A 26,525-nucleotide genomic window follows, 5' to 3' on the forward strand; every position below is an offset into this window, starting at 1 on the left:
AGAATTTCTCTGCTTAAACCTCGTTGAGTGCACTAGCTCGATTGATCGGTATCATTGCTTTGGGTGAGCGTTAACAGCTTACGCTTTTGCTTAGTATTGCAGCAAAATCAGAAGAGTTAGTTGCTTGCAATAAAAGCATAGCTAAGGATCTCTAGGATCTACTAGTTCACAAGTGAATTATGTTTGCGAAACATAGAGCTAGCTTACGTTTTAAAGGTTTTATGCTATTTCTAGCGCTAAAAAGTGCCGCTAGCTTAGCCGAAACGCACGGTTTATTTGTCTGCAAAATCCCAAATTATTATCACATTTAATAAAAGCTTATAGTTCATAGCTAATAGCCTAATTTTAGATGCTGAAGAGACCTTAAAAAGGAACCTAGTAAGCAGCCTAAGTTCCTTCTTATTGCTATTATAGATGGAGAGCTAGCCCTTTTGTGCTAGCTCTAATTCATCAATTTGTATTTGTAGATTTAGAGAGTTTTGATTTATCTGCGTAGCGTTATTTTGCAACTTCTCTCCCTCTAACTCGGTACTAGAGGCCTGTGCGCTAATGCTTTCGATACTGCTTGCCATTTCATTTGCAACCACACTTTGTTGGCTCGCTGCAGTGGCGATTTGTGTACTCATTTGGTTTATTTGCTCAACCCCCTCGGTGATTTGAACAAATTTCTCGCGAGATAGGCTTACTTTCTCTAAGGCTTGGTTTGCAGAGTTGTTATTGTGGTCGATAGTGCTGGCAGAGCTGCTAATGCCTGAAGAAAGGTGCTCTAACATGGTTTGAATTTCTTTGGTGGCTTCTTGAGAGCGAGCGGCTAGATTACGTACTTCATCTGCTACTACCGCAAATCCACGGCCTTGTTCCCCGGCTCGCGCTGCCTCAATGGCCGCATTTAGTGCTAGCAAATTGGTTTGCTCGGCAATACTGCTAATGGTGTCGGTAATCGAACTAATTTGCTGGCTTTCTTGAGCAAGGTTTTTAATCTTCTCGGTAGTACTGGCCATTTCACTGGTAAATTGCTGCATGGTGACTAAGGCATCCGCTACTACTTGGTCACCTTCGTCAACGGTTTTACTCAAAAACTGGGTGGTTTCGGCAGTATGTTGTACGTTCTCTCTTACCCCGTCTACGGTTACCGACATTTGATTCATACCGGTTGCTATTTGCGTGGTGTGGCTGCTTTGAGTACGCATGCTTTCCAGCACGTCATTACTGGTTGCAGACAAACTGTCCGCGGTGTTTATCATGGTTTTTACCGATTCAGATACTTGCATAAACATAGCTTTGTAGCGAGCTTGAACAATTTTTATCGAAGCTAAGGCTTGTAGCATTTCTAAGTTGCCATCAACCGCAATGGGGCGAGTAAAATCTCCAGCGGCTAAATCTCGGTTATGCTGTTGAATCAACTGAATTCTTTTATAAACATGCTGATGACTATAAAACCAATAACTAGCCTGCAATATTGCTGCGCCAATTGCTATGCCACTGAGTAGGCTGCTGTCTGCCATGAAGACAATGGCCAAGGAAAAACACAGTAAAACTAGGCTAAATATGCTGTTAATAGTGCTAATAGAAGTACGTTCGAACAGCGGTGCTTTGGGAATTTTTATACTCGAGTCATTGCGCATTTTAGCGTAGAGCTTTTCGGCATCGCTTACTTGCGCAGCTGTGGGCTCTGAGCGCACCGACTGATAACCCACGGTTTGGCCTTGTTTTACGATGGGAGAGACAAAAGCATCTACCCAATAGTGATCACCATTCTTACAGCGGTTTTTAACAAATCCTCGCCATGGATTGCCCGATTTAACGGTGCCCCAAAGGCTTTCAAAGGCAGCGGGCGGCATATCTGGGTGACGCACAATGTTGTGATCTTGACCAATTAGTTCTTCACGGCTGAAGCCGCTTATTGCAACAAACGCGTCGTTTACGTATTTAATTTTACCTTGTAAATCGGTGATGGAAACTAGGTCTTCTTTAGAAGTGAACTTCTGCTCTTGTTTAGTGATGGGTTGATTATTTCTCATCTACCTTCCTTTACCTTACAGGTGGTGTGCCAACTAATCTAAGTTTGTTATCGACTTCACTTTAGAAATGCTTTAGCTGTGGCGTGATAAAAGTTTGCTTTGTTTGCGGGTTTTATAAGCAAAAGTGTAGCCAGTGATTATATTTACAAAATCAATATTAGAGGTGGGTGTTACTGTCTTGGAGGTGTTATCACGCTTTTAAGCTGTGAAGCTTTACTGTGGGCAGCGAGCTGCATAAATTGAACTAACCAATGGTTTTTTAGCCGAGTATAGTTTTTGTGAATATTAGAAAAGTAGATTTAAACCTATTAGTTTACTTAAATGTGTTGCTCGAAGAGCGCAATGTTTCGCGAGCCGCCAGCAAGCTAGCGCTTACTCAACCTACTATGAGCAATGCACTTAAACGCCTTCGAGAACTATTTGATGATCCTCTACTGGTGCGCACCGCAGAGGGTATGACCCCTACCGAAAAAGCCACCAAGTTAAAGCCAGAAATTGTAAGCTTATTAAGTATGGCCGAGAAGATCACTCAGCCCGACAAGGACTTTTCACCGGCCCAAAGCAGCGTTACTTTTCGAATAATGTGTAACGACTACATTGAAGCAACCTTGTTGGCTCCTTTTATTCAAAGTGTGCTTAGTGGTGCGCCCAAAATTAACTTCGATATTTATGCGCCTGGTGATATTCGTTTAGGTGACATGGAAAAAGGCCAGATAGATTTAGCCATTAATCGCTTCACTAGCTTGCCAAAAACCTTTCATCAATCGAGCATTTGGCGCGATAACTTTTGCTGCTTGGTACATAAAGACCATCCTTATGTAGAACACTTAGATTTATCCAGTTATTTAGCTGCTGAGCATGTTTGGTTAAACCGAGCAGGCTGGGGTGCAGAAACCAGCATTGGTAATCAAGCCGCCAGCCAAAAGCTTGGCTGGGTAGATGAAGCATTGGCGCAGTTAGAACAAGTTCGCAATATTCGGGTGTATACGCGCCATTATGCCCTGGCAGGTTTGTTGGTGGCTCAGCCTCAGTTGGTGGCTACATTGCCGCGCCGGCAGGCAATGCTTTACAAAGACAGCCCCGATCTGCGCATAGTAAGGGTACCTTTTCAAATTGTACCTATCGAGACCAAAATGATTTGGAGCCCTTTGTTACAGCATTCGAAAGCCCACCAATGGTTGCGCCGTTCACTTACTGAGTTTTCAACTACGGTGTTGGATCGCTAGTCTTTATGATTATTGCTAATCGCTACTGTTTTTTAGCAATATTGTTGGATTGTTCTCAAACCATTAGTCGGCATTAGTATGTTTGAATAAGCTTATGAACTGGCTCTCAAAACGGGTGTGTTGGCTGTGGCAAATTAAACAGTCCAAGTGATGGAGCGAGTACAGGCTTATCCCTTCTATTCAAATGCTTATGTCTTGTTTCTTTGCTTAAACCGTGGCTTAAATTTAATGCTCAAGCAGTGAGACAAGACTATGCGTACTTTTGTAAAATGGCTTAAACCTATCACCCCAAGCAATACTCTCGTCGTAGTAATGTTGAGTAGCGGCTTGTTAGCCTGCAATTCTTCGCAACATGTAAATCAAACCACTTCCACTCAGTTAGAGGTGGAGTCTCCAGCACTTGTTTCACTGCAGCCAGCCTTAGCTCAACGCTTAAGTGACGATATGAGTTTACCGCATCAAATGTTACCAAGTGGCGTGCCCAGCTCTTATGATTGGTCCCATGTTCCTCGGCTTGGTTATGGTAATTACCCTGGTGAATTTAGCGCCTTTTTAACTTGGGGGCAGGCTTACTTGGCTGCTGGTAGTGAGCCAGTTGATAACGTTCGAGTTCAAATAGCTCACCTTACTAGCTATGTATTAGATAGCGAAGATAGTCTTTGGTACGTGCTGCAATCTTCTGCAGATGTTGATGGTCATTATTACCGTGAAGACTTTGTTGATGATGAAAACAAAATGGCTGACAGGCGCAAAGAAGAGCTTGGCAGTTCGGTAAGCTTAACAGCGGATTACAATTTTCATTTTTGGCCTAAATCTAGTGGACGAAAAGCAATTAGTGAATCGCGTATAGCCGGGGTGATTTCGGTAGTTGCAGCTCGTTTGGTATTAGATGATCCCGAGGGCCCTGATAACCGCGACCAAGCGCAATACCTTATGAGTGTCGGTTCCGATTACTGGCTTGATAAACAAGCGGGGTGGCAACAATGGACCACCAACGGTGATGTAGGCATTGGCAGGTTTAGCCGTATTAATAATGATTGGCAGTGGTTTACCATGCATACCTTGTCACAGCAGCAGTTAACGGAGGCGCTGCCGACATTGCCTGCTCTTTAGATTGTTAGGGTACAATACGGCACGCAATAAGCAGGGGCTCAGTTGTTTGTTTTTCCTAAGTTAGCACTGTCACCAATGTGTAAATTGGAGGGACTAACTTACTACTATTCACAGAATCTATAGTTTGTATTGAAAACTACAATTTCATTTTATTTTGGTGGCGCGCTATCTTGAAGTTGAGGCTTAGTTAAACGAATGACTTAGCCAATAAAACAATAACAAAATACCACCAGAAGGAATTTGACCATGAATACAACACAACAAAGCGGTCAAGGTTACCAACACAAAGACAACCTATTTATTGACGCTCCCCTTGCGACATTTATTGAGCAAAAATTGCTAGGCAATAATACTGCCGACGCGGCTCAGTTTTTTGAAGCGCTGTCTGTCTTGGTAGAAGAATTTGGTGGAACTTACCGTAAACTAAACCAGAGCTGCCAAGAGATGGCCTGTGAGATCCACTTAAAGCAGTGCCAAGCCAGCGCTGACAAGCCTAGCACAATCAATATTAGCCATGGCAGCAGCAAAGCCATTTTAGATGAATACAGCTGCGCCATCCCAAGCTGTTTATTGGATGTGTTAACCACAACGGTAATTGCTAACAAGCAAGATATGATGCTATCGCTTAGCACCACCAATCAAGCTGAAGCAGAGTTAATGGAAGCGGTGTTTGCTCGCGCTCATTGTTTAATGGGATTTGATTCGCAACATATAGAAGTGATTCGCCCTGTAGACAATGTGGCTTGTATTGCTCAAGCGCGTAAACGTGCTGAGTACCACGATAGCCAAGCTATGGTGAGCCATGGTTAAGTGATAATAAAAAACGAGGCATTAGCCTCGTTTTTTATTGATGTAACTTTAGTAGCCGAGCAACAAAGTCCAGTAGACACGGTAGTTACTACTACTATTTTCTGCGCTAGCACCTCCAAAATCGACATGGTTCGGGTTCATGATGTGGCTACAATGACCAGAGCTATTTAACCAGCCGTTCATCACATCAGCTACAGAGCCATAGCCTGCACCAATGTTCTCTCCAGCCCAGTATTTGTCGTAGCCATGCTTTTGGGCTCGGTCGTTTGAATCAGAACCATCCAAGCCAGTGTGTGAGAAGAAGTTGTTGTTTGCCATGTTGTCGGAATGCTCCTGTGCAGCTAGTTGCAATGACTGATGAAATTGCACAGGTGTGGTTGCCGCGTAGTAGGTGCTACCGCAGTTGCGGCCGACGCTTCTGGCTTCATTTACTGCAACAAGTAACTCAGCTGAAACGGTGCCGGTTTCGCCGCCATCACCAGGGTCGGTTGGATCTGTCGGATCGCTCGGGTCAGTTGGCGTTTCAGTTTCTTGCCAGTCGTTTAGCTTAGCGTCATCAATGATGAACTCTGTGCCAGCGTCTGGTCCGAAGAAGAACAGCTCAGCACTTTGAATTGCGCCAGTGGCTTGCACAGTAAAATCTGCCGTCAGCTCTTGCCAGCTACTGTTACCAGACACTTGACCTAGCTTATGCCAAGTATGACCAGCATCATCGCGAATCAACAGGCGTGATTCAATCTTGCTAGTTCCAGATACCGTGCGCACTTGTGCGGTTAGCTGGTAGCGTTGTCCTGCTTGAACCACGTTGAACACGTCTTGCTTAGGACCGTGATACCACTGGGTACGGTTCTTACTTTGCAGCGCATAGTTGCTGTTGTAAGCGCTGGTGGTGATAGTAGTGGTGGCACTGTATCCAGACTTCCAATTAGTGGTTTGGCCGCTCTCAAAGTCACCATTTTTCAGAAGGTTAGTTTCTGGTTGTGGAGGTTCACTACCGCCGCCGCTATCACCGCCGTTATCGCCACCGCTATCATCTACTGGAATAAAGCGAACTTGATCTAGGCGGGCACCATCTTCGCGAATGTAGAAAGTAATGGTGTTATTGCCTTGAGCGAGCTCTACCTCGAAGGTGTCTGAAATGCCGCGAGAGTTTAGGTCCATCTCTTGGTACTGAGCTTGGTTATGGGTATCCCACAGATGGCGCTCACCGTCATTAATGCTAAACCAGAATGAGTCTGCGGTTGCGGTTGGTGCATAGCTGGTAGCTTTCACGCTGTAGAGCCCAGTGCCGGTAGCGTAAAAGCTTAACTCTGCGCGGTTTGCTATTGCAGCGTTGCCTTCGTAGTAGCTGCCGTTGTGGGCCGAATCTATGTAGTTGCCTGCGCTAGCTACACTGTCATTACCTCGGCGGAAGATGCCATAGAGCTGGGCTTCTTCTGCTTCAATCACAATGGTGCTTGGTTCGCCGCCGGTTTCGCCACCGCCGTTATCTCCGCCACCATTGTCACCACCGCCGTTATCGCCATTATTGCTATCGCCTGTGCGCACTAAGCGGATTTGGTCCAAGCGAGTGCCATCTTCTCGTGCGTAAACCGTGATGTAGTGCTCGCCGCGGCTCAGGTCAACTTCAATGGTGTCACTAAGGTTACGCGAGTTTATGTCCATCTCGTCGTAACTTGGGGTGTTTAAGGTATCCCACAGGTGGCGAGTACCATTATCAACTTGCAGCCAAAACGAGTCGCTTTGGTTGCTAGAAGAATAAGCAGTGCCTTTTAGGCGATAGATTCCCGATCTTTCGAGGGTAAACTTCAGCTCGGCGCGATGTGTGCTAACGGTATCGTCGTAGTAATTGCCTTGAAAAGCGGTATCGATGTAACCACCTGCACTTGCTGCGGTATCTGAGCCGGTTCTAAACAAACCAAACAAGCTAGCGCTTTCGGCTTCTAAAATGACGTCCTCACTGTTGCCGCCATTATCACCACCGCCGTTGTCTCCGCCGCCATTATCACCGCCGCTGTTGTCGCCACCGTTGTCACCGCCATTATTGACGGTTGGATACCATGCCGCTAGCTGGGGAGCGACAGCATTAATCGCGTCCACAGCTTCAGCGCCGTTAGCGGTGTTCTTGTCTACACCGCAAGGGTAACCGCGGCAGGTCGATACAGAAGCATCAGAAAACTGACGAACTCGAGTATAGGTGCTGAAGGCTTGAGGATAGCCCATAATGGTACTAAATGAGCGGTCAACCCCGTAGCCGGTGCCGTAGTCATATACACCTCCTAAGCTGTTTTGCTTACGCGAATGACCAAGTCCCATGTTGTGGCCAAGTTCATGAGCAAAGGTAAGTGAATCACAGCCCGAGCTGCCACCCACAAAGTTGTAAGCCCAATCTTTGAAATAGCCATCAAAGCGCCCATTGGAACCAGTGCCTACATAGCCTAAGCCGCAAGTACTGTTGCTGGGCATAGTGAGTAGGGTAACGATGTCGGCACCATGCTCAGTGCGTAGGTTTTTTACATTTTGGTCTTGGCGAAATTGATTTAACGCGTCGCCACTCATCGCAGTAGCGCCCGCTTTGTTGTACTCACTGCTATGCACTAAGCGCACTTCAATGTCCATGCTGCTAGTTTGATAGGCAGTGTTTGTGGTGCTGATTAAGTGGCTAATATAAGTGTCGATAGCACCATTTTGTTCGGCCTTTACCCCAGGGGTATAAAGCACCATCACATCAACAGTATGCGTAGCTTGTGCAACGGCAGAGCCGAGCAAGCCAGCGAGGCAAATTCCTAGCTTTGCTTTAGTTTTGTTCGTTCCTTGAAACATGTTGTGGTTTCTCTTATTTGGTTTGTAGTGAATTAATTAACGGGTGGTTTGGGTGCTTTCACTGGTTCTGGCAGTAACTCATCGGAATGATCCCAGCTACGCAGTGAGCTCATTTCCCGGCTAGATATGACCCAAGCTTCACCGCCGTGCCCTTGGACAAAGTAGGTCTCATAGGGGGTGTCAATGGTGGCGTATAGCGCGCCTTGGCCCGAGGTAAGCGTGACTCGATAGTTCTCGCCGTTTCCGGTATCAAAACGAGAGGTAATGTCCTTTCCGCCGTGCTGTAGGGGAACCACACTGACGACTTCAGTGGCGAAGCTTTGGTCCAGTTGTGGGACTGGGATGTCAAGTTGATCGCCAACCCGCAAATCTTGCACCTTGAAATTTGAATACTCGACAAAATGGCGCTCGGTGCCGTCTTTGAGCAGCTCTTCAAACTGGGCTGGCACTTCTGGCAATTCGTTCCAAGCGCGAGCATGTGTTGCGCGCGGTAAGTCGCCGGCTACGTTTTCCTCATCGCTTGCTGCTTGAAGTGCAGTCTGTTGTTTTTCTGCGTTGGCCGGCTGAGGTGTAATAGTCTTGCTCTGTTGAGCAAGTAGAGTGCTGCCTTCGCTTGGCTTTGTTTGCTTAGTTTTAGGACTGGCTGATTTTTGCTGAGGCGTCGGCTGAGCCAAGGCTTGCTCTAAGTCTTGTTGTGGGTCATCACTATTTAGGCCGTATATGGCAGCTAGGCTCGCGGTTAGCAAAGCAAGTGCGCCTAAGGGGGCTGTCTTTTTCATTTCGTTCTCTTGTATTAAATACAAATAAAGCAGTGAGGGGATTGGGCTTGGCCAGCACTAGGCTGGCCAGCCTCAAAGGTTTATTGCTCGGTCAGCGAGACTTCATCAATGATGAAGTTGTTACCTGCATCCGGGCCGAAGAAGTACAGCTCGGCATTGGTCAGGCTGCCAGTCGCTTGAACGGTGAATTCGGCGCTTAGCTCTTGCCAGGCAGTAGAGCCCGATACTTGACCGAGTTTGTGCCATACATGGCCGGTGTTATCTCGAGTCAGTAAGCGTGACTCAATCTTGGCGCTGCTGCCAGAAACCATGCGCACCATAGCGCTGAGTTTGTAGCTGCTACCAACATTAAGCTTGCCGATGACGTCTTGCTTAGGGCCGTGATACCAAGCGCTACGGTCTTTACTCAACAGTGCATAATTGCCGCTGTAAGCACTGGTGGTGGTAGTGGTGGTAGCGGAGTAGCCAGAAACCCAGCCGGTGCTGTTGCCACTTTCAAAGTCACCATTTACCAGCAGGTTTACTTCTGGCTCAGGAACTGGCGGCTCCTCGCCTCCACCGTTGCCATCAAGTGGCAATAAGCGCAGTTGGTCTAAGCGAGTACCATCTTCACGCACGTACACGGTGATGGTGTTTTCACCTTCGTTCAGCTGGACTTCAAGGGTGTCGGAAACATCACGAGAATTTACGTCCATCTCGTCATACGCTGCTGTAGCCAAGGTATCCCAGAGGTGGATCGTCCCGCCATTTACTTGCACCCAGAACGAGTCTGCACTTTGTGTTGGCGAGTACGCCGTACCTTTTAGCAGGTAGCGACCTGCGCCAGTCGCAATAAAGGACATCTGAGCACGATTAGGGTTGCTAGCATTGCCCTCAAAATATTGGCCGTTGAGAATCGAATCAATATAACCACCGACATTTGCCGCTGCGTCACTACCTTTGCGGAATAATCCCGATAGGGTGGCGCTTTCTGCCTCAATGGTTATGGGGCGGGGAATGCCGTCATAGCCACCATTCTCACCATCATCCTGACCACCATTGCCGTCACCAATACGCACTAAGCGCAGACGGTCTAAACGGGTGCCATCTTCACGCACGTAGACCACAATTTTGTGTTGGCCCGCTGAGATATCTATCTCAACTTGGTTGGCTTCGTTGCGGTAGTTAACGTCCATCTCTTCGTAGACTGAGCTGTTGGTGGTATCCCAAATCTGACGTGGGTTGTCGTTAACTTTAATGTAGAACGAGTCGGCTTGATTGTTCGGTGCATAGGTAGTGCCTTTTAGCGCATACAAACCCGCTTGAGATGCGGTAAAGCTTAGCTCGGCTCGATTGGCTTCAACGTTTTCGCCGTAGTAATTTCCTTGGTACTCGGAGTGAATATACTGACCAGCTGAAGCGGTGCTGTCATTGCCTACCTTGAACAGACCGTAGAGTTGGGCATCTTCTGCTTCTATAATGATGTCGCTGTCATTGCCACCACCGCCATTGTCACCACCGAGCTCATTTTGAATTTGCGTTTTGGCCGAGCTAGAGATACTCCAGCGCAGCGTGTTTTCAAAATACTGGGCTTGGTCGCTGCGGCTAGCACGGCTAACCATGCGGTACCAGTTATCCCTAGCACCTTGATGGTCGAAGCGATCGCGTAATTTGGGGTTGTTTTCTATCTGTTGATATAAGCGCTGAACAAAGGCTTTACCACCAAGATCGTCGTACCACTCCAGCAATACCGCAGACATTAGCGTATTGATGGTGCCATTGCGCCAAGGTAGCTTGCTGGTTGCCCACACATTGTTAAAGTTATAGGCAGTGTTGTTTAGGTATTTATCTAGCTCGTCTTTGTGATCTTGGCGAAAGCGTGCATAGTCTTTACCGAAGTAGTGCAGCCCTACACCTAAGTCATCCACAATCCAAAATGCAGCGGCATTGTTGAAGCCGACTGTCCAATAACCGTAGTTAGAGTTATTACCATCGCAGGCCCAGTCTATCCAAGCGTTCCAACCGTTGCTGCCACTCTTGTAGAAGTTACGGTTCATCTCATAGAGCCACACTTGGTCGATGCTGATATCACCCTGTTTGACTCGCTCATAAAAAGGGTTAAACAGGCCGCTACCAACAGAAAGCCCAAATACGCCATGTGCTGCTAGGCCGCCCGCGCCATTGTTGTCTCTAGGAACTTGAATGGTGGGTAGACCTCTGTAAGAGCCATTTAGAGGCAGATTACGTAGGCCAGTGAATTCTTCAAATGAGGCCTTAGATGCTGCCATCAGCGCAACAATCTTCTCCATGGTTGCACGTTCATAAGTGCTTGCTGTTGCGCCCTCGATGGCGATAGCCATGTTATTGCTATACCAAACGGTAGCGGTGCGGTTGCCTTGATTGGCAATGCCAAAATTGAAGGTGACGTTTTGATCTATGTTAATCGCCACACCGCCAGTGTAGCGAGCAGCTTGTAAGTGGCTAGAAAAGGAGAGGAGTAGGCAGCAGAAAATGATGCTGCGACACACTATATTGTTCATGTATTTCCCTATTGATTGTTAACACTTAACACCTTTTTGTTAGTCCATTAATTAGGTGTTTATTTACCAAACGGTCAAAAAGCTTGGCTTATTTGAATTAATATAATATTTATAAAATAACTAACAAATATCATTATAACTGATGAAAATTCATAATAATTATATAGATAGTTTAGTTTCATGAATTCTGAAAACGATACCTAGCCAGTAGTGTTGAGGGTTCTTGTGTGATTATTTAGCGCTTAAGCCTTAAGCATGTTTTTATGATTTTTCTGAGCTAGATCTCATATTTAAGCTTTTACTGATTATTTGGCAGAGAAATATTGAGTGATGCGCAAGATAAAAGAAGGATATTTGTTAACAGGGTTCTAAGAAGCCTTGGTTAAGCGATGACTAGTTTGTACCAAAGTGGGTTAGCTTAAGATAAGTGGTGTATACATTTACTTGTTGCTAAATAGGTAGCTAGTAGAGCCCTTGGTTGACATTAATCTAGATATCGATAAATATTAGTTTATGAGTATATTATTTAGCCAACTTTCAGCACGAATTATCATCATTCCATAGGAATGGTGGGTTTGCTGATGTGCTTAAAATTTAGAAACCCGCCCTTGAGGCGGGTTTTCTATTTCTGCCTCTGGGGTATTTACTGTTAGGAGGTCATATGAAAAAAGTAGCGATATTTGGAAAACCAGGCAGTGGTAAGTCAACCTTAAGCAAAGGTTTGACCCAAGTAACACATCTAGAGTTACACGCGTTAGACTCCATCTTATTCAAGCCTGATGGCAGCCAAATAGAGCGCGAAGCTTATGATCAAAAGCATCGCGCGATATTACATGCAGACAGCTGGATAATAGACGGCTTTGGACCAATTTCTTCTTTTTATGAGCGCCTTGAGGCTGCTGATACACTTATTTATATCGATTTGCCTTATGCAGTGAGTTACTGGCTGGTGACTAAAAGGCTACTAAAAGGCTTATTTGTTAAACCAGCTGGTTGGCCTAGTGGTAGCTCGGTGATTAAAGGGTCGCTGCAAAGCTATAAAACCTTGAAGCTCTGCCCTAGGTTTTGGAATGATGATTTTATGCAGAAGCTGCAAACTATAGCTAAGGGCAAAAAGCTTTATGTGATTCGTTCAATAAAAGAGTTAAACCGCTTTGTTGAAGAAGTCTAAAAGTACCCGTTTAGCTGCTCATGTGTTTGATCACTTCATCGCCAAAGGCAGAGCAGCTTACTTCGGTCGCATTTTCTATCATCCGGGCAAAGTCGTAAGTGACGGTTCGTGCGCCAATGGCACCGTCTACGCCTTGGCTAATCAGGTCGGCAGCTTCTATCCAACCGATGTGTTTTAGCATCATTTGCGCGCATAAAATAATAGAGCAGGGGTTTACTTTATCTTGGCCAGCTAAGCGTGGAACGGTGCCATGTGTGGGTTCAAAAAAGGCTACTTCGCTACTCATATTAGCGCCTGGGGCAATGCCAATTCCTCCCACATGGGCAGCTAATGCGTCGGCCAGTAAATCTCCATTTTGATTCATGGTAGCTATTACATCGTAAAGCTTTGGGTGCAAGGTTACCTGCTGGAACATACTATCGGCAATAATGTCTTTGATCACTAGCGGGGCTTGCCCGTCTTGTCGCGGGATCTCTAACCAATAGCCGTTGCTGTGGTTTTTTGCACCAAATTCTTCTTGGGCCAGTTGGTAGCCCCAATTTTTAAAGGCGCCTTCGGTAAACTTCATGATGTTACCCTTGTGCACCAAAGTAACGGAGTCGCGTTGGTGATCTAATGCGTACTGAATCGCATGGCGGATCAGCCGTTTTGAGCCTTGCTCGGAAATATGTTTTATCCCTATGCCACACTCCTCACTAAAGCGCATTTTGGTTACGCCCATCTCTTGTTGAAGGAAGTCGATTACTCGCTCTGCTCCTGGGCTACCAGCTTTCCATTCGATGCCGCTATATATGTCTTCAGAGTTTTCTCTAAACACCACCATGTCGGTTAGCTCGGGATTTTTAAGTGGTGAGGGCACCCCTTGAAACCAGCGAATCGGACGAATATTTACAAACAGATCCATCTCTTGACGCAGGGATATATTGAGCGAACGAAAGCCTCCGCCAATCGGTGTAGTAAGTGGCCCTTTAATGGCTACTTTATGTTCACGTATTGCACCCAATGTTTCTTGTGGAAACCAGTCGCCATCGTACATGTTGGCGGCCTTTTCTCCATTAAAGACTTCCATCCACATAATTTTTCGTTGTTGTCCATAGGCTTTGGCCACGGCTGCATCAACTACTTTTAACATCACTGGGGTGATGTCTACACCTACGCCATCACCTTCTATGTAGGTGATAATGGGTTTGTCGGGAACCTGTAATTCTTGCTGCTGGTTAAGGCTTATTTTCTCTCCGCCAGCGGGTACACGAATATGTTGATATGGCATGCATAGCCTAAAAGTAACGAGTGCTTAGTTTTACTTTACTTGGCTAGCTAAAGAGGGGCAACGCTATGTGTGGTAAGAAGTGACCTAGTGTGGATTTAAGCGAAAAGAAACGGCTAACTGCTGGTTTGGCAGCTAGGGGCTGTTTATCTTTCGCGAACAATATTAACCGCGAAAGATAAACAACCCTTAGCCTTACTCTCTATTTTAGTTCGCTTGCTACACCTTCAATGGCAGGTTTCTGCTCAAGGCTGCTGTTAAATAACAGTGGCCAATCATTGTGGCCGGTAAAGTGAGGGATCCAGCTATCAGCGTCACTTACACCCCAAACAGTAATGCCGCCGCGTAAATTAGCAGGTACGTTGTCGTAATAGGCTTTGATGATTTCTTGGTAACGTAATTTTTGCTCTTCGGCCATAGCGGCAGTAAAAGTATTTCGGTCACCGTTTGGATTCATTTTTATATCAAGCTCGGTCACTTTCACTTTCAGTCCTTTTGCCACAACTTTGGCAAAGGAAGTACCAATAGCTTGAGCACTTGGCCAATCGTAGTTAACGTGCATTTGAAAGCCAATTCCATCAATAGGGATGTCATCGGCAAGTAACTCATCGGCCATTCTTAGTACCGAGGCTAGCTTGGCTCCGTCGTCTTCGATGTTGTAATCGTTATAATAAAGCTCTGCACCAGAATCTGCAGCATGGGCCATTTTAAAGGCTTCAGGAATGTAGTCTTTCCCTAAATTTTGGTACCAAGGGCTGCCATGGCCGCCGCTATTTGCATCGGTATCACGGTAGGTGGCATAGCCGTTATCGTCATTGTCGTTAAACGCTTCGTTTACTACGTCCCAACTTACTACACGGCCTTTAAAGTGATCGGCCACGGTGCTTACGTGGGTATCCATCATAGTGAGCCAGTCACCTTGATAGTTCTCCATCCAGCTAGGCATTTGTGAGTGCCACACTAAAGCATGAGCATGCACTGTAATATTGTTGTCGAGGGCCCAATCAACTAGGTTATCGGCATCCTGAAAGGTGAAATCGCCTTGGCGAGGCTGTATGTATGCCGATTTCATAATGTTTTCAGCGGTGATCTGATCAAAATGTTGAATAACAACATCCTGCAATTCTGGGCGTGTTTCAATACCGTTACTAAACTGGTCCTCGTATCCTGCTGGTACGGCCGCCCCCATGTAGGTAGTGCTTAGTGCTTTTAGACTTTCTACTTGAGGTACCTCGATAGGTTCTCCCGAATCAGAACTTGAGCCTCCACAAGCGATTAGGCCAATGCTTATAGCTGTAGAAAGTAGTGCTAATGGTAGTACACGCATAAATAATCCTTGATGTCTGTTAGCGCTAACAACGCAGGGGAGCAAGCAGTCATTTGCTTTAAGTCTGTGTTATTAAATCAGATTAAAGCGCTTTCATATGATTACCAAAAACACTAATCGTCTTATAGTAAATAGTTTTTGTGATCTAGGTTCTAACAGGGCGCATTGATATTTATTACTAATAAAATCAGTAGTGTAGAGTGGCGGGCTTAAGTTTATCTACTTGCACTGATTGAGCTTTACAACAAGCAAATATTGTTCAAATTAATCTTTCGTTTATTTTTCTTTATGCTGTTTATTGTGCGATTTTTGAAACTTATTTCTTAAAATTAAGTTTATTTGTGATTTTTATCTTCAATATTGCCATTTTTACTTGATTATATTTTTTACAGTTATTGCTGCTATTTTTGTGATCTGAATCTTTGGTAAGGTTTTCATGCGTGATATTGCTCTCAATAATTCGGCTTATTTGGAGTTATATTCTTTTTGCCTAGAGATAAATCCATTCGGGCAGAATAAAAATATAAAATAATTACTATTCCAGGAGTTTTTTAATGAATGTGAAAGCGCTTACATCAGCTGTGGCAATCGCACTTACTTGTTCCCCCCTCGTTAGCGCTGCAGAAGACGAGGTTAATTCTGAACAATTTCAACAAATTAAAGATTCTCAGCCAGTGGTTTTAGACCCTGAGTTTGTTGTTGAAGAAGGCATTATCTTTTCAGGATATGCCCGATACGGCTTACATTATTCAGATGACTTTCAAAAGTATGTTCAAGCTGAAGGTGAGCTTGCTGGCCGTGCTGTTGGTCGTTTAGGTAACGAAACCAATGGTGGTGAATTCCAATTCGCTAAAGCATTTCAAAGTGAAAGTGGTGCTATTTGGGATGTAGTGCTGATGCTAGAAAACTGGTGGAAGTATGAATCTGAGCTCGAAAGTGGCGAAGAAATTAGTGAGTATGGCGATATTGCTCTTAAAAAATTCTACGCCGGCGCTACCAATATTTTTGCATCCCAGCCTAATGCGTATATTTGGGCGGGTCGAGATTTCCACCAACGTCCACAACAGGGTTTAAATGATTACTTTTGGATGAGTCACGATGGTCAAGGTGGTGGTATTTATAACCTTGAACTAGGTGATATGGCCAAGTTAGATTTCTCGGTAGTTGGCCAGGTTGATGGGCCGGGAGACAACGGTAACTATGCCTTAACGTCTAAGCTGCATGCCTTGCAACTCGCCGACTCTGTTGCATTGAGCTTTCTATTTAACTATGGCTTTGAAAGCGACCAATATGATGATAATGGCGTAATAGAAAACAAAGACAAGATTAATGCCTACCACCTAGCTGCGGTGATTGACCAAAATTGGTCTAAAGGTCGTAATCAGTTTATTGCACGCTATGCAGATAATGCAGACACCAGCGTATTTAATAAAACTGAAGATTTAACCACATTGTATTTAAGCTTAGAAGGCGCGGTTAACTTTAGTGAGCAAGTAGCCTTAGAGTATTTAGGTGCCTACCACAACTACGATGCGAACTCGTCGGAAGATGACCGTACCAACTATAGCGCTATTGTTCGACCTATGTATAACTGGAACGATACGCACTCTACGTGGTTAGAGGCTGGTTACTCGGTAGTGGATTACGATCAAGGCGGTAAAAACACGGCTTGGAAAGTGACATTATCGCAAAACGTAACCATTAATGCCTTTGGTAACGCTCGTCCAATGTTACGTTTCTATGCCACTACTGGCCAAGCCGACAATCAAGTTCGTAGCAATGAAGCTATCGAAGCCAAGCAAGATACTTTGGCTTTAGGTGCTATGTTTGAGTCTTGGTGGTAAAGCGTTTTACCCATGAATTATAGCTTCACCGGTTGAGGCTGTTGCATAATCAAAGGGCGTTGTTTACGCCCTTTATTTTGTTTGTAAGCCTTTAATAAATTCCCACCTAGTAATACTAATTTCTTCTTTAGTTAACGCCTCAATATCTAAATCACAACATTTCTGTTTAGAGTTTTATGCTGATTGAATTAAACGCCGCCTTTGCTTTTATGTTTTTTGCATTAAACTTTTATCTCTATATTTTGTCGTTTATGTGCGTTTTGATCTGATTTTGAATCATTTAATGATATTTTATCCTCAATTATCTTAAATTATCGCTAACATTTAAATCGCAGTAAAAGCTTTTGTTTTTGTGATCTGTAGTTATTTTATTCTGCTTGTGCGTGATATTTGTCTCAATTAAATTTGACTCTCAAAATTATACTCAGGCTCGAAGGTGAGGTTCACTCGCCGGATAAACTAATAAAAAAAATTTATTCCATGGAGTTGTAAACATGAATATGAAAGCGCTTACAGTTGCGATGATGAGTGCCGGTATGGCATTTAGTGGTTCTGCTTTTGCGAAGGAAGAAGGCCTAAGTTACAACGGCTACGCCCGCATGGTTGCGGGTTTTAATACAGAAAAAAATAATAGTGAACATGAAGCTCAAGCTTATAACGCGGTACGAAATGGTATTGCAATTATTAAAGCTCCAAGCAGCCCGCAACAACCTGGTCGTATTGGTAACGAAGGTACCGGTATGGAGTTAGGTATTAATTATCACCAAAAGAGTGAAAATGCGGGTGATTGGGATATCTACTTTATGGCGGACGACGGCTATGGCTGGCAGCGTGATCACAATGATAGTACAACTTACAATTTAAGAATGGCTCAGGCTTTTGCGGGTGGTTCAAACTTGTTTGAAAGCCAGAAAGATATGTATGTGTGGGCAGGTAAACGCTTTAATGGCCGAGCTCAGTTTGGCTTAAATGATTACTTCTATTTCATGAATGACGGTGCCGGTGGTGGTTTCGACAACATGGATTTTGGTATGGCTAAATTTGATTTGGCAGTGGTATCTGGCGATAACGGTAATAACGGACGTTACGCGGTAACCTCAAAGCTACACAGCATCGAAGTAGGCTCAGGTAGCATAGGCTTTAACTTTAACTATGGTTTTGGTGACCAGTCTGATGAGCATGACCCAAAACACGTAACCTCGCTTCAAGCAGCAGCTTTCTATAAAGTGGGTTGGAGCATGGGTACTAACGAATTTGCTATTCGTTACAACGATAATGTGAGCGATAACAACTTGTTGGATGCCGGCCAAATTAAAGGTGACATTAATTCAACAGCATTTTACTGGTTTGGTAACTTAGGTCTAAGTGATTCGTTTGCTATTGATTATGGTTACAGCTTTGAACAATCTGATTTAGAAAACAACGATGAAAGCACCTGGAATCAGTTTGTTATTAAACCTCATTACCGTTGGTCTGATATCCACTCTACGTCGTTTGAGTTTGGTTACGACAGTGTAGATTTCAACGATAACCAAGACGAGAGTGCTTGGAAAGTCAGTATTCAGCAAAACATGTCGATGGGAAGCTTCTTATGGTCGCGCCCAGAGATTCGATTCTTTGTAACTCATGGTGAAGTGAAAGTGGGTGATAAAACAACACCGGCTACTAACGTAGGCATGATGTTCGACGCGTGGTGGTAATTATTACCACTTTTAATGGGCGATAGGGACAGAGCCTAATCTTGGAATTTTGGCGCAGCTTAGCTGCGCCCTTTTTGTTAGCGTAACTCGCGACGTAAAATTTTACCTACATTGGTTTTAGGTAGCTCTTCACGGTAAACAATGTCTTTTGGCATTTTGTAACCGGTAAGGTGTTTGCGGCAGTGCTTTTTAATTTCTTCTCGGCCAACTCGCGCATTACACACAACAAACAAGCGAATGCGTTCGCCACTCACATCGTCTGGAACGCCAACTGCTGCAGCCTCAACAATGGATGGATGTAGCGTTGCAACTTCCTCAATCTCGCTAGGAAAGACATTAAAACCTGACACCAAGATCATGTCTTTTTTACGGTCTTCAATAAAGAAGTAGCCTTGTTCGTCCATGCGACCAATATCGCCAGACTTAATCCACCCGTCTTTGGTGATAACGTTGGCGGTTTCTTCAGGTTGTTTCCAGTAGCCCTGCATAACTTGCGGGCCTTTTATTTGTAGCTCACCGACACCGCCCACATCTAGCTCGTTACCTTCTTCATCTACCACTCGAATTTGGGTGCTAGGCATCGGTACCCCAATAGAGGGGATAAAGGCTTGTTGTTGGTGGGTTCCGGCAGCCACAACTGGCGAACATTCAGTAAGCCCATAACCTTCAATAATTGGCATTTGGGTAAGTTCTTGCCATTGCTCGGCAATGTGCTTTTGGGTAGCCATGCCACCGGCAATGGTGAAACGTGCTTTCGAAAAATCTAACTGCCTAAACCCGGCATGATTAAGCAAACCGTTAAACAGCGTGTTTAAGCCAAAAATCATCGTGAACGGGTACTTACGAAGATCGTTTACAAAGCTATTAAGATCACGTGGATTAGTAATTAATAAGTTTTTGCCACCAATATACAAGATGAACATCATGCTCACGGTGTTGGCGAAGATGTGGTAAAGCGGTAGGGGCGTTACCGCGTGTTCTTGGTCTAATAAGGTGCGTGGGGCAAAGTGATAGTAAACCTGAATCACGTTAGCTAGTACGTTGCGGTGAGTTAACATCGCCCCTTTCGCCACACCAGTTGTGCCGCCGGTATATTGCAAATAAGCAATATCATCGCCGCTAAGCTGGGGCTTTTGATAAGCCATGGTTTTGCCCTGAGTTAAGGCGCGACGCATTGATATGGCGCCAGGCAGGTTGTACTTAGGCACCATTTTTTTAACGTACTTAACCACAAAGTTAACTAGGGTGCGTTTATGCACGGCTAGTTGGTCGCCGATACTAGTAAGAATCACATGTTTAACTTGGGTATCTTTTATCACTTGCTGCAGGCTATTACCAAAGTTGGTTACGGCCACTATTGCGCTAGCTTCTGAGTCGCAAAGCTGGTGCTTTAATTCACGTGGCGTATACAGCGGATTCACATTGACTACCACTAAGCCTGCTCGCAAGGCGCCATAAAGTGCAATGGGGTATTGCAACACGTTGGGCATCATTAAGGCGATACGCTCGCCAGCTTGCATGCCTAGCTCTTGTTGTAAATAAGCGGCAAAGGCCAGCGATTTTTGGTCTAGCTCTTGATAGGTGAGGCTTTTACCCATGTTGATAAAGGCGGTTTGTTTGGGAAATTGTTTACAGCTGTGCTCAAACAATTCCAGCAAATTCTCAAATTGCTCTGTGCTTATTTCTGCGGGCACATCGTCTGGGTAGCTTTTTAACCAAGGTTGGTCTGATGAATTCATATTCTATCCTCACCCATTAGTTAGCACGAAAAGTCCTGTTTGGCGAACCAAGCGGTTTTACCAAGCAGATAATATGCTGTTTGGGGCTTATCTATTTTTGCCCGCAAGATTAGCTGATTGCGATAATAAACCCTAGCGTATTTTTGTGAATCGTTGAGCTAAATCATTAGCCATTTTCTTCAAGTAACCAGTTTTGTGGATAATATGCAGATAAATGTCAGAATTGTTTGAAGAGCGCGAGGTTTTAGATTGGCGTGTATAGGTTTAAGCAACCTTATTATTGCTAATTAAATTTGATATTTTTATCATTTAAATGCTCTTGAATGTAGCCTTGTTTTTACTAATGTTATACAAGGAACGGCAAAAGGAACCGCCAGTGTTACGACTACTCACATTGTTTTTTAGCAGCTTATTGTGCGCAACCGTACAAGCCACCTGCGAACAGATTCGCGTGAATGGCGAGCATAATTGGTTTGACGTGTCATACAGAGTTAATGCTCAAGCTCCCTTGCAAGGCTTAGCGGTCGACTTGGCAAATCGAGTTTTTGCCGAGGTAGGTATTGATGTTGAATATCAAGCAATGGTGCCTTGGAAGCGGCAGTTTTTGCAGTTGGAAACGGGTGATTTAGATGTGGTTATCGCTGCTTTCTATAATCAACAGCGCGGTAGTAAGTTTGTATTTAGCGAAGCGGTAGGCGTGGAGTACAGCACTGCCTTTATTCATAAAGAGCAAAGTGCTGCTTTTAGTGGCTTAGAAAGCTTACAGGGCAAGCGTGGTATACAAATGTTGGGTAGTAGCTTTGGTGACCAGTTTGATAGCTATGCCAAGCAAAATCTTACTATTTCTAAAATGGATGACCTAGATAGAGCTATTAAGCTGATTGCCTTAAAAAGAGCTGACTATTTGCTATATGCCACCCATGGGGGCAGGCTAAAAATTGCTGATACAGAATATGCCGATGTATTGGTGGATATGCAGCCTAGTATTAGTGAGCAGAACATCTATATGGTGATGTCTAAATCTTCTCCATGCTTAGAGCATTTAAATGAAATTAATCGCGCAATTAGGCGTAACCGAGACAATTTTTAGCGGTTGCCTTACCAATAAAAAAGCAAGCCCTAGGGCTTGCTTTTTAGTGAGGTAAATAGCGAAGGCTTAAACCTCTTCTATTTCTTCTAATTTTGTAGAGCCACCATGGTGTGTTTCGCGGCGACGCTGAATCATCGCGTAGAAACCAGGTATTAAGAAGGTGCCTACTAGTAATACACACAGCAATCCACCTACCAGCGATATTCCCAAAGAGTTTTGGCTAATATGGCCAGCGCCATTCGCTAATACCAGAGGGATCATGCCAAAGATAAACGACCAAGAGGTCATGTTTACCGCTCTAAAGCGCAAGGTGCCTCCGGTTACCGCCGCTTGATTGATGGGCATGTCCTTATCTTCTCGTTGCATACGAGCAAACTCAACAATCAAAATGGCATTTTTGGCGGCCAGGGCAATCAGCAGTACTAAGCCTATTTGCGCATATAAGTTCATTGGCAAACCAGCAATGGCTAACGCAACAAAAGAACCTAAAGTGGCTACCGGCACTACTAGGATAATGGCAAGCGGAATCGTCCAGCTTTCGTATTGTGCCACCATAAACAGGTAGATGAATAGCAGTGCTAAGGCAAAGGCGAATATGGCCATATTACCCGCTTGGATCTCTTGGTAAGCCATGCCTGTCCATTCATATTGGTAACCATTTGGCAGCTCTTCTGCGGCTATTCGCTCCATTGCTGCAATGGCGTCACCAGATGAGTAACCCGGTGCCGGTTGGCCTTGCAGTACTGCGCTGCGGTAAAGGTTGTAACGCCAGGCAACGTCGGGTGCAAACTGCTGTTCAATGGTGACCAAGGTACTCAGTGGCACCATGTCGCCGCTCATGCTTCGAACATGAAACTGACCAAGGTTATCTAGGCGACTGCGGTATTCATCCTCTGCCTGCATGGTGACTCGGAAGTTTTTACCGTAAAGGGTAAAATCGTTCACATATAACGAGCCAAGGTTGGCTTGTAAAGTTGTAAACAAATCCCCTAGTGGCACGCCAAGCTGTTTAGCTTTGCTGCGGTCGATGTCTACATAAAAATGCGGTACATCGGCTCGGAAAGTACTAAAAGCACTGCCAATTTCTGGTGCGGCATTGGCCTTAATAGTGATGTCTTGCATCACCTGTGCAAGGTCGCTGCGCGAGCGACCTAAGCCATCTTGCAGCACAAACTCAAAGCCCGAAGCGGTGCCCATGCCAGGAACAGCAGGAGGGCCAAAGGCGAAAATCATTGCATCTTGAATTCGCCCATAGGCTTGTTCATTAATACGCTGGCTAATGGCAAAAGAGCTGTGTTCGCCCAGCAAGGCATTGCGCTCGTCCCAGTGTTTTAGTTTTACAAACATAGTGGCAGCATTTGACTGAATAGCCCCAGCTAATAAACCGTAGCCGTTAGCTAAACTCACTGCTTCTACGCCAGGTTCTTCAAGGATAATGTCATTGAGACGCTGAGAGACCTCCGCGGTGCGGCTAAGTGAAGCTGAGTCGGGCAGCTGCACGTTAACCAGTAATACGCCTTTATCTTCTTGCGGAACAAACGCTTTAGACGTGTTGTGGTTCATCCACGCTACAGCAGCAATGGCTAAGCAGAAGAATACCACCAGCGCTGCACTGCGCCTTACCAACATGCCAGCAGCTTGTCCGTAACGGGTGGTAATTGCCACTAAACCTCGATTAAACAGCGCAAACCAACGCGCTTGTTTTTGTTTACCGCGCTTTAGTACCAACGAACAAATCGCCGGTGAAAGGGTTAAAGCGTTGATTGAGGAAATAACCACCGAGATACAAATGGTAATGGCAAATTGACGATACATTACCCCGGTAATTCCTGGCAGCATAGCAACCGGTAAGAACACCGCTAGCAATACCAAGGTGGAGGAAATAATTGGCCCGGTTACTTCGCGCATCGCTTTTAAGGTGGCTTGGCGTGGGGTGAGTTCTGGGTGCGCCGACAGTTTGCTGTCGACGTTTTCAATCACCAGAATCGCGTCATCCACCACAATACCGATGGCCAAAATTAAGCCAAATAAGGTAATGGTGTTAATGGTAAAGCCGGTTGCCAACATAATGGCAAAGGTGCCGATCAGCGATACCGGAATAGCCACTACCGGTATTAGCGTAGAACGCCAACTTCCTAAGAATAAGTAGGTAACTAAAATCACCAGCAAAATAGCTTCAATTAGGGTTTTGATTACACCTTTGACCGACTCTTCCACAAATAAGGTTGTGTCGTAGGCAATTTCGTAATCCATTTTCTCTGGCATATTGGCTTTAAGCTGGCCCATTAAAGCCATTACTGCTTCGCCACTTTCTAAAGCGTTAGCGCCAGTTTGCAAGGACAAAATCACTGATACCGAAGGCTGGTCTCTAAACTCGCCAAAGGCGGCATAACCACGTTTGCCTAACTCTACTCGGGCTACGTCTTTCAAATATATTTTTGAGCCATCGGCATTGGCGACCAGTAGAATGTTTTCAAAGTCTTCTACGGTATCTAAGCGGCCTTTGGTGAGCAGACTAAACTGCACGTCGTTGTTAGCTTGGTAGGGCGGTGCACCAATAGAACCCACAGCTACTTGCACGTTTTGCTCGGCTAAACTGGCGCGAATATCACTGGTAGTTAAGTTAAGGTTGGCAAGCTTTAATGGATCTAACCAAACCCGCATTGAGTATTCAGCCGAGCTAATTACTCGTACGTCACTAATGCCTTTTACACGAGCGAGTTGGTCTTCAATGTTTAGCGTGACGTAGTTGTTTAAGAAGGTATCGTCGTAGTGCCCGTCTGGAGAATAAAAGTTAAGCACCATTAATAGGTCTGGTGAACGTTTACGTACGGTTACACCCACTTGGCGCACTTCTGGCGGCAACTTAGATTCAATTTGAGTAACCCGGTTTTGCACATTAATTTGTGCCATGTCGGGGTCGGTACCAATATCAAAGGTTACCGTTAGCGAATAAGAGCCATCGTTAGCGCTTTTGGAGTTCATGTATAACATGTCTTCCACGCCATTCACCGAGCTCTCAATCACTTCGGCGACGGCTTCTTCTACGGTTTCGGCGCTGGCACCAGTGTAGTAAGCGGAAACACTTACCGAAGGCGGGCTAATTTGAGGATATTCGGCCACTGGCAAAACCATTAGGGCAATAGCCCCTGCCAACGACAATAAGATAGAAATTACCAAAGCAAACTTTGGCCTTTGAATAAAAAAGCGACTAAGCATAGTGACTAATTACCTTATCCTTGCTGCTTTTCAACAACTTGTACTGGGTGACCATGGCGTACACGTTGTAAGCCAGCAGTGATGACCTGCTCGTTACCTTGCAAACCTTTATGTATCACAACGCCTTGCTCTAGCACTGGGCCAATGGTGACATTACGACGCTCAGCCTTGTTGTCTTCGCCCACTAACATGACAAATTCGCCCTCTAAATCACTTTGTACCGCGCGACGAGGAATCACTGTTGCTTCAACTAATGCGGTGCTGGTGAGGCCTATTTCTACATATTGGCCGGGCAAAAGTTGCTGTTGCGGGTTGTCGAACTGAGCACTGATATTGATAGTACCGGTTTGCAAATCGATTCGGTTGTCGATGAAATCTAAACGGCCTTTGTTGGGGTAACTGCGGTTATCGCTAATCACCAAATCAACGATGGTATCGTCGGTTTGTGCGCTTGAGTGTGCGTCTACATGATCAAGCCCCATTGCTAGGCGCTCGCGCTCCGATACACGAAAACTGGCACGAATTGGATTCAAGCTCACAAGGTTAGTTAACGCGCCGCTAGTCATAGTGATTAAGTCACCTTTACTTACTTTACTTTGGCCAATTCGCCCATCAAAAGGGGCAACAATGCTGGTGTGTTTTAAATCGACTAAGCTGGCGTTAAGCTCTGCTTCTGCAGCTTCCAACTGAGCTTCGGCAGATAGCTTTTCTGCGGTTAAGCGGTCAAACTCTGAGCGGCTAATATTATTCTTTGGCAATAAACGTTCGCCACGTTGCCAGTTTATCTCGGCATTGGTTAGTGCTGCCTTAGCTTTTGCTAGTGAGGCTTTGGCTTGAGCTACTGCGGCTTGGTAGCGGGTAGGGTCAATTTCATAAAGCAGTTGTCCGCGTTTTACCATCTGGCCATCTTCAAAGTGGCGTTTTACCAAATAGCCACTTACTTGTGCGCGAATATCTACATCTTGATAAGCCTCAATGCGACCAACAAATTGCTGGGAAGGCGCGTATTGAAGGTTTTGTGCCAATTCAGTATTAACTAAGCTGGCGGGTATCTGGGCGGCAGACTCGGTAGAAGAGTTGCACGCACTGAGCAAAACTAATGCTGCGGCAGTCACAAGCATACGAAGACGGATGGAAAACATGAAACTATCCTCAAACTATACAATGGTGCGGAACAAGTTGCCGAAAGAGCCGAGAGCTCCCTGCATTGGTATAGTTGGCGGATGCTAACTAGAACGCGATCCTTGCGAAACGCCTTTCTGACGCCTTTATTTTTTAGTAATTACTAAAAATAAGTAGGGGCTAAATATACACCCATATTTACCAAAGGTAGCCTCAGTAATACCGAGTTTAAGCTTCGGGATTTATCCGCAAATTTGATGTTTGCTTGATGCTTAATCTGGTGAGTGAAGAATAAAGCAGCCTGTTAGTGTTTGATTTCTCTATAAAAGCTATTTATGAAATGGATAAAGCACAGCATTGGGCTTGGCTTTACGCTATTATCTAGCCAAATTTTAGAGCGCGTAGAGGGCATGATGGCACGCCAAGTGACATACAAATATAAACGTCAAACCAAGGTCATAAATTTTTCTTTTGATAAATATCATGACGTACATGAAGCAGTAGCGGCAGCTGAAGGTGTTGATATTTCTTCATTTTTAGCTATGGAGAAACAGTTAGCTATGTCTACTAGAGACAAGGCTACCTTGAAAGAATACCGAGCAAAAGAGTTCCAGCGTTTGGGCTTTAGTGATATTCGCTTCTTAAAAGACGAAGAGAAACAAGCCACATAGTGATTTAGTGCTTGAAAGCGCTTTTCTATAAAGTGCCCCTATATTTAACAGGGTTTTTTATTAAGCTAGCTTGATAAACAACAG

General features: G+C 45.0%; 17 protein-coding genes. 8 read left to right on the forward strand and 9 right to left on the reverse strand.

Translation table 11 applies throughout. The annotated features are described in order from the left end of the window. Positions 1 to 422 precede the first annotated feature (422 nt). Positions 423 to 2,021: a methyl-accepting chemotaxis protein gene (locus tag ACYFDN_RS07500; protein ID WP_483510622.1), complete on the reverse strand. Its 1,599-nt coding sequence runs from the start codon at positions 2,019 to 2,021 to the stop codon at positions 423 to 425. A gap of 278 nt (positions 2,022 to 2,299) precedes the next feature. On the opposite strand from ACYFDN_RS07500, the gene ACYFDN_RS07505 reads away from it, so the two are divergent. The 3 genes from ACYFDN_RS07505 (at position 2,300) to ACYFDN_RS07515 (ending at position 5,170) form a co-directional block, all read left to right on the forward strand. Next, the gene (locus ACYFDN_RS07505; RefSeq protein WP_483510623.1) at positions 2,300 to 3,247 is read left to right on the forward strand and encodes a LysR family transcriptional regulator; all 948 of its coding nucleotides are present in this window, start codon (positions 2,300 to 2,302) and stop codon (positions 3,245 to 3,247) included. Between the two features lie 252 nt (positions 3,248 to 3,499). Then, positions 3,500 to 4,360 carry a hypothetical protein gene (locus tag ACYFDN_RS07510; protein WP_483510624.1) on the forward strand — a complete coding sequence of 287 codons (861 nt, stop codon included), beginning with the start codon at positions 3,500 to 3,502 and terminating at the stop codon, positions 4,358 to 4,360. 246 nt (positions 4,361 to 4,606) lie between these two features. Beyond that, positions 4,607 to 5,170, forward strand: a complete 564-nt coding sequence (locus ACYFDN_RS07515; RefSeq protein WP_152780162.1) for a hypothetical protein — start codon at positions 4,607 to 4,609, stop codon at positions 5,168 to 5,170. A 48-nt stretch (positions 5,171 to 5,218) separates the two neighbouring features. On the opposite strand, the gene ACYFDN_RS07520 is transcribed toward ACYFDN_RS07515, so the two are convergent. The 3 genes from ACYFDN_RS07520 to ACYFDN_RS07530 form a co-directional block, all read right to left on the reverse strand. Then, entirely contained in the window at positions 5,219 to 7,993 is a 2,775-nt protein-coding gene (locus tag ACYFDN_RS07520) for a carbohydrate binding domain-containing protein (protein WP_483510625.1), read from the reverse strand. A gap of 32 nt (positions 7,994 to 8,025) precedes the next feature. After that, the gene (locus ACYFDN_RS07525) at positions 8,026 to 8,772 is read right to left on the reverse strand and encodes a hypothetical protein (protein WP_483510626.1); all 747 of its coding nucleotides are present in this window, start codon (positions 8,770 to 8,772) and stop codon (positions 8,026 to 8,028) included. Between the two features lie 80 nt (positions 8,773 to 8,852). Continuing rightward, on the reverse strand, positions 8,853 to 11,291 hold the full coding sequence (locus ACYFDN_RS07530; protein ID WP_483510627.1) for a carbohydrate binding domain-containing protein: 2,439 nt from the start codon (positions 11,289 to 11,291) through the stop codon (positions 8,853 to 8,855). A gap of 661 nt (positions 11,292 to 11,952) precedes the next feature. Between ACYFDN_RS07530 and ACYFDN_RS07535 the strand changes: the two genes are divergently transcribed. After that, positions 11,953 to 12,462, forward strand: a complete 510-nt coding sequence (locus tag ACYFDN_RS07535; protein ID WP_483510628.1) for a P-loop NTPase family protein — start codon at positions 11,953 to 11,955, stop codon at positions 12,460 to 12,462. A gap of 10 nt (positions 12,463 to 12,472) precedes the next feature. Here the strand turns inward: ACYFDN_RS07535 and icd are convergent, their stop codons facing one another. Both icd and ACYFDN_RS07545 read right to left on the reverse strand, forming a co-directional pair. Then, positions 12,473 to 13,732 carry an NADP-dependent isocitrate dehydrogenase gene (icd, locus tag ACYFDN_RS07540; protein ID WP_483510629.1) on the reverse strand — a complete coding sequence of 420 codons (1,260 nt, stop codon included), beginning with the start codon at positions 13,730 to 13,732 and terminating at the stop codon, positions 12,473 to 12,475. A gap of 199 nt (positions 13,733 to 13,931) precedes the next feature. Next, on the reverse strand, positions 13,932 to 15,056 hold the full coding sequence (locus ACYFDN_RS07545; protein ID WP_483510630.1) for an endo-1,4-beta-xylanase: 1,125 nt from the start codon (positions 15,054 to 15,056) through the stop codon (positions 13,932 to 13,934). 554 nt (positions 15,057 to 15,610) lie between these two features. On the opposite strand from ACYFDN_RS07545, the gene ACYFDN_RS07550 reads away from it, so the two are divergent. Both ACYFDN_RS07550 and ACYFDN_RS07555 read left to right on the forward strand, forming a co-directional pair. Then, positions 15,611 to 16,900: a carbohydrate porin gene (locus tag ACYFDN_RS07550; protein ID WP_016400409.1), complete on the forward strand. Its 1,290-nt coding sequence runs from the start codon at positions 15,611 to 15,613 to the stop codon at positions 16,898 to 16,900. A 494-nt stretch (positions 16,901 to 17,394) separates the two neighbouring features. Then, positions 17,395 to 18,600, forward strand: a complete 1,206-nt coding sequence (locus ACYFDN_RS07555) for a carbohydrate porin (RefSeq protein ID WP_152780148.1) — start codon at positions 17,395 to 17,397, stop codon at positions 18,598 to 18,600. 77 nt (positions 18,601 to 18,677) lie between these two features. Here ACYFDN_RS07555 and ACYFDN_RS07560 read toward each other — a convergent pair whose 3' ends face one another. Further along, positions 18,678 to 20,339, reverse strand: a complete 1,662-nt coding sequence (locus ACYFDN_RS07560) for a long-chain-fatty-acid--CoA ligase (protein WP_016400406.1) — start codon at positions 20,337 to 20,339, stop codon at positions 18,678 to 18,680. A gap of 376 nt (positions 20,340 to 20,715) precedes the next feature. On the opposite strand from ACYFDN_RS07560, the gene ACYFDN_RS07565 reads away from it, so the two are divergent. Beyond that, positions 20,716 to 21,429 carry a substrate-binding periplasmic protein gene (locus tag ACYFDN_RS07565; RefSeq protein WP_483510631.1) on the forward strand — a complete coding sequence of 238 codons (714 nt, stop codon included), beginning with the start codon at positions 20,716 to 20,718 and terminating at the stop codon, positions 21,427 to 21,429. A gap of 66 nt (positions 21,430 to 21,495) precedes the next feature. Here the strand turns inward: ACYFDN_RS07565 and ACYFDN_RS07570 are convergent, their stop codons facing one another. Together ACYFDN_RS07570 and ACYFDN_RS07575 are read right to left on the reverse strand one after the other, a co-directional pair. Then, positions 21,496 to 24,648, reverse strand: a complete 3,153-nt coding sequence (locus ACYFDN_RS07570; RefSeq protein ID WP_483510632.1) for an efflux RND transporter permease subunit — start codon at positions 24,646 to 24,648, stop codon at positions 21,496 to 21,498. 14 nt (positions 24,649 to 24,662) lie between these two features. Continuing rightward, a complete protein-coding gene (locus ACYFDN_RS07575; protein WP_483510633.1) occupies positions 24,663 to 25,790 on the reverse strand; it encodes an efflux RND transporter periplasmic adaptor subunit in 1,128 nt (375 codons plus the stop codon). Positions 25,791 to 26,105: 315 nt separating this feature from the next. On the opposite strand from ACYFDN_RS07575, the gene ACYFDN_RS07580 reads away from it, so the two are divergent. Further along, the gene (locus ACYFDN_RS07580; RefSeq protein ID WP_483510634.1) at positions 26,106 to 26,441 is read left to right on the forward strand and encodes a DUF2960 domain-containing protein; all 336 of its coding nucleotides are present in this window, start codon (positions 26,106 to 26,108) and stop codon (positions 26,439 to 26,441) included. Positions 26,442 to 26,525: the final 84 nt, after the last annotated feature.

The sequence above is a fragment of the Agarivorans sp. D1326 genome, from assembly GCF_056958115.1.